The sequence below is a fragment of the Mesorhizobium sp. M2C.T.Ca.TU.002.02.1.1 genome (assembly GCF_003997225.1).
Genome location: NZ_RZTO01000317.1, coordinates 1 through 6,377, shown reverse-complemented (window position 1 = coordinate 6,377; position 6,377 = coordinate 1). Strand labels below are relative to the sequence as shown.

General features: G+C 62.2%; 10 protein-coding genes. 4 read left to right on the top strand and 6 right to left on the bottom strand.

Annotated features, from left to right (window positions below):
* Nucleotides 1-45: 45 nt before the first annotated feature.
* Complete coding sequence (gene ilvD, locus EOD07_RS17800; protein ID WP_127236403.1) at nucleotides 46-1,719, bottom strand: dihydroxy-acid dehydratase; 1,674 nt, start codon at nucleotides 1,717-1,719, stop codon at nucleotides 46-48.
* 20 nt (nucleotides 1,720-1,739) lie between these two features.
* Between ilvD and EOD07_RS17795 the strand changes: the two genes are divergently transcribed.
* From EOD07_RS17795 to sdhD, 3 genes are read left to right on the top strand one after another with little or no spacing between them, the layout of a single operon-like run.
* Nucleotides 1,740-2,651 (top strand): succinate dehydrogenase iron-sulfur subunit, encoded by a 912-nt coding sequence (locus EOD07_RS17795; protein ID WP_281059064.1) that lies wholly within the window; start codon nucleotides 1,740-1,742, stop codon nucleotides 2,649-2,651.
* Nucleotides 2,652-2,661: 10 nt separating this feature from the next.
* Nucleotides 2,662-3,075, top strand: a complete 414-nt coding sequence (gene sdhC / locus EOD07_RS17790; RefSeq protein ID WP_127236402.1) for a succinate dehydrogenase, cytochrome b556 subunit — start codon at nucleotides 2,662-2,664, stop codon at nucleotides 3,073-3,075.
* Nucleotides 3,072-3,455 (top strand): succinate dehydrogenase, hydrophobic membrane anchor protein, encoded by a 384-nt coding sequence (gene sdhD / locus EOD07_RS17785; RefSeq protein ID WP_127236401.1) that lies wholly within the window; start codon nucleotides 3,072-3,074, stop codon nucleotides 3,453-3,455. Before sdhC ends, sdhD begins: the two co-directional genes overlap by 4 nt.
* Before the next feature lie 12 nt (nucleotides 3,456-3,467).
* On the opposite strand, the gene EOD07_RS17780 is transcribed toward sdhD, so the two are convergent.
* From EOD07_RS17780 to EOD07_RS17765, 5 genes are all read right to left on the bottom strand, one after another.
* Nucleotides 3,468-3,914, bottom strand: a complete 447-nt coding sequence (locus EOD07_RS17780) for a CBS domain-containing protein (protein WP_127236400.1) — start codon at nucleotides 3,912-3,914, stop codon at nucleotides 3,468-3,470.
* Nucleotides 3,915-4,008: 94 nt separating this feature from the next.
* Nucleotides 4,009-4,296: a DUF6522 family protein gene (locus EOD07_RS17775; protein WP_127236399.1), complete on the bottom strand. Its 288-nt coding sequence runs from the start codon at nucleotides 4,294-4,296 to the stop codon at nucleotides 4,009-4,011.
* Between the two features lie 381 nt (nucleotides 4,297-4,677).
* Nucleotides 4,678-5,046 carry a hypothetical protein gene (locus EOD07_RS17770; protein WP_127236398.1) on the bottom strand — a complete coding sequence of 123 codons (369 nt, stop codon included), beginning with the start codon at nucleotides 5,044-5,046 and terminating at the stop codon, nucleotides 4,678-4,680.
* A 179-nt stretch (nucleotides 5,047-5,225) separates the two neighbouring features.
* Entirely contained in the window at nucleotides 5,226-5,348 is a 123-nt protein-coding gene (locus tag EOD07_RS39080) for a hypothetical protein (protein ID WP_281059063.1), read from the bottom strand.
* A 193-nt stretch (nucleotides 5,349-5,541) separates the two neighbouring features.
* Complete coding sequence (locus EOD07_RS17765) at nucleotides 5,542-5,784, bottom strand: DUF2249 domain-containing protein (protein ID WP_127236397.1); 243 nt, start codon at nucleotides 5,782-5,784, stop codon at nucleotides 5,542-5,544.
* A gap of 226 nt (nucleotides 5,785-6,010) precedes the next feature.
* Between EOD07_RS17765 and EOD07_RS17760 the strand changes: the two genes are divergently transcribed.
* Nucleotides 6,011-6,377 (top strand): Rrf2 family transcriptional regulator (locus tag EOD07_RS17760; protein ID WP_127236396.1); only part of this gene is annotated, 367 nt, incomplete at its 3' end.

Below are 6,377 nucleotides of genomic sequence, written 5' to 3'. Positions count from 1 at the left end.
AGTATGATGAGAACGAAGTGACTCATGATCGGCATCCGTGCGCTTTTACCCGGAAACGGCACCCTCGTTCGCCGGACGCGCGAGCGCGGCGAACTTGGCCAGCACGCCGCGCCTGTAGCGCGGCTCGGGTTGTTTCCAGGCTTTGCGGCGGCGCGCGATCTCGGCTTCGTCCACTTCCAATTGGAGGAGCAGCCGACGCGCGTCGATGGTGATGCGGTCGCCTTCTTCCACCAGCGCGATGGTGCCGCCGACATAGGCTTCCGGCGCGACATGGCCGACCACCATGCCCCATGTGCCGCCGGAAAAGCGGCCGTCCGTGATCAGGCCGACGCTTTCGCCCAGGCCCCGTCCGACCAGCGCCGATGTGGGCGCCAGCATTTCCGGCATGCCCGGCCCGCCTTGCGGACCGAGATAGCGCAGCACCACCACGTCGCCCGGCCGGATGCGGTCGGCAAGTATCGCCTCCATGGCCGACTGCTCGTCGTCGAACACGCGAGCCGGACCGGTGATCGCGGGGCTCTTCAGCCCGGTGATCTTTGCGACGGCGCCGTCCTCGGCGAGGTTGCCTTTCAGGATAGCGAGGTGCCCCTCGCGGTAGAGCGCCCTCGAAATCGACATGATGACGCGCTGGTCGGCCCGCGGTTCACCCGGCACGGCAGCCAGTTCGTCGGCCAGCGTCCGCCCGGTGATGGTAAGGCAATCGCCATGCAGCAGGCCAGCATCGAGCAGGATCTTCAGCACCTGCGGAATGCCGCCGGCTTGATGCAGGTCGACGGCCATGTATCTGCCTGACGGCTTCAGATCGCAAATCACCGGCACCTTGCGCCGGACGCGCTCGAAATCGTCCAGGGTCCAGTCGATTCCGGCCGCATGGGCGATGGCGAGATAGTGAAGCACGGCGTTTGTGGAGCCGCCGATGGCCATGATCAGCGCCACCGCGTTCTCGATCGATCTGGCCGTGACGATGTCGAGCGGGCGGATATTCTTCTTCACGGCCTCGACCAGCACGCGGCCGGATTCGGACGCGCTTTCGATCTTCTCGGGGTCGGGGCTGGCCATGGTCGAGGAATAGAGCAGCGACATGCCCAGCGCCTCGAATGAGGAACTCATGGTGTTGGCCGTATACATGCCGCCGCAGGAGCCGGTGGATGGGCAGGCATGGCGCTCGATGCCCTCGAAGTCCTCCTCATTCATCGTGCCGGCCATGAAGGCGCCGACCGCCTCGAAGGCGGAGACAATGGACAAGTCCTGCCCCTTCCATCGGCCAGGCCTGATAGTTCCGCCATAGACGTAGATCGCCGGCGCGTTGGCGCGCAGGATCCCGATCATGCCGCCCGGCATGTTCTTGTCGCAGCCGCCCAGCACCAGCACACCGTCCATCCACTGGCCCTGAACCGACATCTCCACGCAATCGGCGATCACCTCGCGCGAGACCAGCGAATACTTCATGCCTTCCGTACCCATCGACATGCCGTCGGAGATGGTGGGCGTGCCGAACATCTGCGGGTTGGCTCCGGCCGCCTTGATGGCGACGGCAGCGGCATCGGCCAGCGGCTGAAGGCCGGCGTTGCAGGGCGTGATGGTGGAATGGCCGTTGGCGATCCCGATCATCGGCTTGTCGAAATCACTCTTCTCGTAACCCAGCGCGTAGTACATGGCTCGGTTGGGGGAGCGGGCGACCCCTTGCGTGATGTGTCTGGAGCGTTCGTTGAAGGGCATGGCAGAAACCTCGATAGCAAATGGCCAAAGACGGTTGTGACGACGGGCCACGCGTCGAAGCGCAAGCGCTTCAAAAAAAGATATTTCCGATGTATCTTATGGCCGTTGAAGCTGCAATCGTTTTGCTAGGAACGGCGATGAGGTCATTCCTGCCGATGAATTGGGGAGTCGCGCCCGGCTCGAAGGTCGAGCGAGGGCGCAGGTGGCCTACGGGCGGAGCGCGAGCCAGGACACGCAGCTTCGAGATCTATCGGTACGATCCAGAATCGGGAAGCGGTCCGCGAATCGACATCTACGAAGTCGACCGCGATGACTGCGGCCCGATGGTCCTGGACGCGCTGGTCAAGATCAAGAACGAGGTCGACCCCACCTTGACGTTCCGCCGCTCCTGCCGTGAAGGCGTCTGCGGATCGTGCAGCATGAACATCGACGGCAGAAACTGGCTTGCCTGCACGCAGGCGATCGATGACATCGAGGGGCCTGTCCGCGTGTTTCCGCTCAGCCACATGCGCGTCATCAAGGATCTGGTAGTCGACCAGGCCCACCTCTTCGACCAGCACAAGCTCATTCAGCCGTGGTTGCGCGCGGACGGACCACCGCCCGAACGCGAACGTCTGCAATCGCCAGAGGAACGCGCCAAGCTCGATGGCTATTACGAATGCATCCTGTGTTTTTCCTGCACCGGCGGATGTCCGAGCTATTGGTGGAACGGCGACCGCTATCTGGGTCCTGCCGTCCTCTTGCAGGCGTATCGCTGGCTGATCGACAGCCGCGACGAGGCGACCGGGGAGCGGCTTGACGAGCTTGAGGACCCATTCCGGCTCTATCGCTGTCACACCATCATGAACTGCACGAAGACGTGCCCGAAAGGCCTCGAGCCAGCCAAGGCGATCGCCGAAATCAAGGCGATGCTGGTTAAACGCCGACAGTGAGTGACGGGACATGAAGCAAAGCAACGCCTCACGCCGGGAGAGACCGCTAGCGCCCGATTTGCAGACCTACAGGCCGACGCTGACCATGGTCATGTCGATCGTGCACCGAGCCACGGGCGCGGCCCTGTACGTCGGCTTTATCGCGATGGCCGGATGGCTCCTGGCTCTGGCCAGCGGCCCGGAAGCCTATGCACTGGTCAGAAACGCGCTTGGATCGCCGGTTGGTCTGGTGGCCCTGTTCGGCTTCACCTGGGCGCTTCTTCACCATGCGTTCGGCGGCATCCGACATCTTGTGTGGGACCTCAGCATTGCGCACACCTACCCTTGGCGCGAATATCTGACCAGGGCTACCCTGTTCGCCTCGTTGGCCTGCACGGTTCTGTTCTGGCTCAGCTTGGCGCTGTTTCATACAGGCTCGCCATGAAGCCGATGCGTTCAGGACTGGCCCGCGCTAGGGGCTTGGGCTCGGCCAAGGGAGGAACCGACGAATTCTGGCGGCAGCGCGTCACCTCCGCGCTCGGCCTTCCGCTTGTTATCGGCCTGATGGCGGCCTTCTGGCTCCTGGCGGGCGCCGACTATTCGTCCGCGCGCCGTTTGGTCGGAAACCCGATCGTGGCGGTCGTTGTGGCGTTGGCCCTCGTCAATTTTGCCGTCCATATGCGGTTGGGTGCGCAGGTCATCATCGAGGACTACATCCACAGGCCCGTCCTCAAGCCATTCCTGCTGATGGCAAACATTGGAATTGCCTACGGTACAGCGACCGTCGCCATCCTGGCACTGGCCAAACTCTCCGCTTTCGGCTGAAACGGCTGCCGCTTAGCGGTAGCCGACGCACATGACGTAGTCCCTGAGAAGCTCTTCCTCATATTCGACTTCTGACAGGAGCATCTCCAAGGCGTCCCTGGCGAACAGCAAACCGATCGGCTTGCGCTCTGCATCGATGACCGGGACACTCTGCAGGCCTTTCTCCTTCATGGTCGACCAGACCTCGTGCAGCCAGTCTTTCGCCTCGCAGGAGATCACGTTCCTGGTCATGACGGCCGTGCAGGCCGTCGTGCAGGCGCATCCCTGGCAATGGCGTATCTGGCGCACGATATCCGTTCGGGTGATGATGCCGGCCATCGCGCCAGACCTGTCGCAAACGACGACCATATGCCTGGTATCGTCGGACAGGAGCGAGGCGGCTTCCGTAAGCTGCCGGTCTTCGCCGATGAGAAGCAGGCGATCGCGAACCTTCGCCAGCAAGTTGTCGATCCGTATCATGTCATTGCCGTCAAGTTAGCATCCAAGCAAGCACCGCGTCCCGTCGGTCATAGTGACAACCGCCTCCGGTCACGCGGTCATTTGACCCAGCGGGCTATCCGCCTGCGCGATGCAAGCGGCGCGGCAAGGCTGCTGGCCCAAAGTCGATCACCGAGCGCCGTATAACGTTTCCCGCAGGATCGATATTCAGACGCGCCCGGCGGTTGCCATAGAAGAAGCTCAATCGATATTCGCCCTCGTGCTCGCCGATCCCCCGCTCGCAGAAGGATGTGATCTCTTGAGCCCTCAACAGGGAGTGCACGGCCGCCGGATCAAGGCGCAGCAGGTCGGCAAGCAACCTCGCCTCGATGAAGATATCGTCCGTGCCGATCTCGACTTGCATAGCATCCGCCCCGAATCAGGGAGCTTTCGATGGAGCGGGGCCGGAGCCGCACCCGATCCAAGCCGGGGGATCGCTGGCAGGGAAAGATTCCCATGAAGCCTGCGCCACCTCGTCCCACTCGATTCCAGCATCGCTGCAGGCTGACGAGGGTGCTAGCGGCTCGGGCCGCCTGTCTCCCGGTAGAGCCTTATGATCATACGGCATCGCCATTCTCCCGGTCGCTCATAAAAGATACATATTATGTATATCTTATTGTCGCGATTGCAAGGGATCCTCGACTTGGCAGAGATCAGACGAGGAACTGTCGCCGACCACGCGTGCATTTTCGACTTAGGCTCGTTACCGCCTCGGCGGCAAGAGACCTCGGAATAGCAAGACGGGCTATGCGGCCACCACCCATCGCAAGATCGTTTGCACAGCCGACAGGCCGGGATCTTCCGATTTCCGGATCAGCGTCAGAAGCTGGAACCAGAGATCGTCGTCAGCCTCGTCGAGAAACGCCCGCACGGCGCCAGCTGAAAAGTCACCCACGGACATCGAGGCCTGCGCCGCGCGTTCAGCGACCTTTGCGGCGAGCTCGGGATGGAGGCTCGACAGGACCGCGGCAACCACCTCTGGCCGCTCCAACGCGACGATCAAATCCCCGAGCATCTTGCGCCTCTGCCAGTCGAGTTCGTGGTCCCACCAACAATTTCGAGAATGCAGCGATGTTTGACTGGCTTCAAGGCCAAGATGATCGGCGCCACGCAAAAGACCCGAGGCATGGAAGTGGCTTCGATCGTCCGCTCCAAGTCGACGTTCGTCAAGCTGCGATCGTTGCCTCAGTCGTCCTCCCTCGTGTCAGCGCTCGCGAGCCCGGGAGGCAGATGTCTGTCGTCACCGTATGGTCAGGTTCAACCGTCCAACGTCGAGACAACCGACATATTTGCTCAGACCAGCCAGGCGACCAAAAGCATCCCTACCACGATGAGCACAAGGCCGCCGATAAGCATGGGCAGCAACGAGCCTTCGTGCTGGACATCCCGATTGCTGTCCTGATCGAAGCCGCTCATATCAATTCTCCGGTGTTCGTCGTTACGTCGGCCCTACTGCACCTGCCTGCTCAGCCGATGCAGCAGCGCGTTGAACTTCCGCCATTGGGCGGGGTGGGCTTGGCGCAACACGGCACACGCCTTGCCTGTAGCACGACAGGCGGTCGCCGCCCGCGCAAACTTGCGGGCGGCTCTTTGCCCCGCGATGCTCGGCTCACGCGGCCTTCAAGAGACGGCCGATCTCGACGCGCCAGACCTGCGGCCCCCTTTCGAGGTAGGTCCAGGAGAATTGCTGGGGATGTTCCGCCTCGAGCTGGTAGTAGAGAGGCTTGGGATCATGGTCGTTGACGAGAACGAACTTCCCGCCAGGGGCAAGCTCATCTACGAGCTGGAAGATCTTCTGGTGCCGCTGCATGGGCACCAGGCTGCGGACGTCTATCTCGTTTGGGACGGTCATTGGGTCATCCTTCGATTGCATTGATGAGCGCGCAACCCGACAGCTCGCCGCCCGCGGCGGCGACGCGCCTGTCGCGTTTCGCTACGGTCCGCGATAGTCGGCGCTAAAACATACATTGTCAATATATGTTTTGTCGAACGGCTGTGTGGCCTTGCAAAACATACATCTTCCGCGCATCTTTCCTGTGGGTGAGCCACCATGCGCTTGTGGCAGCAAAGGAACTTGGATGAGACTGACGGATTTCTCCGACTATTCGCTTCGCGTGCTCATGTACGCGGCGGCCAGGGACGGCCAGTTGATCACCATCGAGGAAACCGCTCAGGTTTACGGGATTTCGCGCGCGCACTTGATGAAGGTGGCCAACCAACTGACCCGCGCCGGGTTTTTGAAGGCGGTGCGCGGGCGCTCCGGCGGCCTGACGCTTGCCAAGACGCCAGGACAGATCCGGCTGGGAGACGTCCTGCGGACGACGGAGCCCGACTTTGCGCTGGTCGAATGCTTCAGGAGCGGCAATAGCTGCCTGATCACCCCCCGCTGCCGCCTCCGCGGAATGCTGAAGGAGGCGCTCGCGGCCTTCGCGGGGACGCTTGACC